Consider the following 1,579-nt stretch of genomic DNA (forward strand, 5'->3'; position numbering starts at 1 on the left):
AGGTCGTCGCATGAAAGAAGCACTCTCCAGGTGAAGAAGCGTATCGGGTCCTACCCGCGTGTCCGCGTCGAGGGCGGCGGTCGCGGAGTGGTCTCCCAGGCCGGTGCGGTGCTGCTGGTGGAGACGGTCCGCAAGACCGGTCTGGATCAGGCGATATCCGCGGCTCTGGCACCGTGGCGCAAGCCGCGGGCGGTCCATGATCCGGGCAAGGTCCTGCTGGACGTGGCACTCGCGGTCGCGTTGGGCGGGGACTGCCTGGCCGATGTGGGCATGCTGCGGGCCGAGCCGGCGGTGTTCGGGCCGGTGGCCTCCGATCCCACGGTCTCCCGGCTGATCGACACGCTGGCGACAGGCGGGAAGCGCGTGCTGACTGCACTGCGGCAGGCCCGCGCTCAAGTCCGCGAACACGTATGGTCGTTGGCCGGTGATGCGGCGCCGGATGCGGCCGGGCAGGTGGTCGTCGACCTGGACGGGGTGCTCGTCATCGCGCATTCCGAGAAGCAGGATGCGGCCGCGACCTGGAAGAAGACCTTCGGCCACCACCCGCTGATGGGGTTCGTCGACCACGGCCGGGGCGGCTCCGGGGAGCCGGTCGCCGCCCTGCTGCGGCCCGGGAACGCAGGCAGCAACACCGCCGCGGACCACATCGAAGCCGCCCGGCTCGCGTTGGCACAGCTGCCGAAAAAATACCGGCGCGGACGGCGGACGCTGATCCGCACCGACTCGGGCGGGGGCACCCACGAGTTCGTCGACTGGCTTTCCGCCCGCGGCCGGTGGCTGTCCTACTCCGTCGGCATGACCATCACCGACGCCATCCATCAGGCCGCTGTGAAGGTCCCGGCCTCGGCCTGGACGCCGGCCGTCGAGCCCGGCGGCGAGATCCGCAATGGCGCCTGGGTGGCCGAACTCGGCGGTGACTGTCTCAACGGGTGGCCCACGGGGATGCGGCTGATCGTGCGGAAGGAACGGCCGCACCCCGGCGCCCAGCTGCGCTTCACCGACGCCGACGGCATGCGGCTGACCTGCTTCGCCACCAACACGGCGGGCGAGGCGATCGCCGCCCTCGAACTGCGGCACCGCCAGCGGGCCCGCGCCGAGGACCGTATCCGCGCCGCCCGCGCCACCGGGCTGCGCAACCTCCCGCTCCACGACGCCGCGCAGAACCAGGTCTGGCTGGAGATCGTCCAGATCGCACTGGACCTCCTGGCCTGGATGCCCCTGCTCGCCCTCACCGACCAAGCCCGCCGGTGGGAGCCCCGCCGCCTACGGCTGCGGCTGTTCTCCGCGGCCGCTCAGCTCGCCACGACCGGACGCCGCCGCATCCTCCGCCTCGCCGGGCACTGGCCCTGGACCGCCGTGATCATCGACGCCCTGCAACGGCTCGCAGCCCTGCCGGCCCCCGGCTGACCAGCAGCTTCCCGTCCCCACGAACAGCACCACACGACCGGAGTCGTGGAACCCGGCGCCCACCCGACGCGACAGCCGGGCCACCGGCCTGCCCACCCGAGAAATCTCTGCCCTGAACGAGCCGAAAGGGTCCGTCAGCAAGCTGACGGACCCTCATGCAAGATCGAGGCTA

Annotated in this window: 1 protein-coding gene; it reads left to right on the plus strand. The window is 71.7% G+C overall.

From position 1 onward, the window contains the following. Positions 1-30: 30 nt before the first annotated feature. Positions 31-1,407 (plus strand): IS1380 family transposase, encoded by a 1,377-nt coding sequence (locus ABZ453_RS51255; RefSeq protein ID WP_359026971.1) that lies wholly within the window; start codon positions 31-33, stop codon positions 1,405-1,407. Positions 1,408-1,579: the final 172 nt, after the last annotated feature.

This window comes from Streptomyces sp. NPDC005799 (assembly GCF_040630525.1).
Taxonomy (GTDB): Bacteria; Actinomycetota; Actinomycetes; order Streptomycetales; family Streptomycetaceae; genus Streptomyces; species Streptomyces griseorubiginosus_B.